Raw genomic sequence first — 691 nt, forward strand, 5'->3', positions numbered from 1 at the left:
AGACAACAAAGTAGAATGTGATATTCACGGAAAAACCGATGCTACTTTTTTATGCGCGCATTTGGTTAAAGGTGAAAAACTAGGGTTTAACCTTGGATATGACCCAGAAAACCCCAACAACCTATGGCCGGATGCTTGGTGTGACGAATGTGAAAAAGTGCTTGACACTGAAGATGAATGGAATGATCAATCTGAAAAATTCGCAGATATTAAGCTATTGTGCGTTCAATGCTACGAGGATATACGCGACCGAAATTGGGTTCAGGGCGACAGCATTTTCCACGAACTGGTTAAAACGAGCATTAGTTTTATCGAACCAAGGCATAAAGAATTTCTTACTAAATACCAAATCGATTCACACGAAAGATGGGATTGGTATCAAGAAACCGCAAAACTAGTGTTTTCCCACAACGGAGAGCCCCAAGTGGAAGCAGACATTCATTTTTCTGGCACTTACCCCACAAAGTCAGAAACGTGGATGTGGGCCTGGGCCAACGAAAACCTTGATGAGAAAGTTAAAACTTCCGCTAGAGAGATAAAGGTTATAGGCGAAGAACTTGGACTCAAGCAGTTAGTTGCCGGTCGCTTTACTACTACTGAAGTTGATGACTGGGAAATGACTTCGATTCTAGCTAAGCATTTAAATGCAATTGGGGTATATCGCACACCAAGTGAAAATGGCTTTACTTAC

1 protein-coding gene is annotated in these 691 nt (G+C 41.7%); it reads left to right on the top strand.

The genetic code is table 11. The features are described from left to right. Window positions 1-691 (top strand): DUF6882 domain-containing protein (locus tag ACFQEU_RS17165; RefSeq protein WP_379784118.1); only part of this gene is annotated, 691 nt, incomplete at both ends.

This window comes from Halorubrum tibetense (genome assembly GCF_042661865.1).
In the GTDB taxonomy this organism is placed as follows: Archaea; Halobacteriota; Halobacteria; order Halobacteriales; family Haloferacaceae; genus Halorubrum; species Halorubrum tibetense.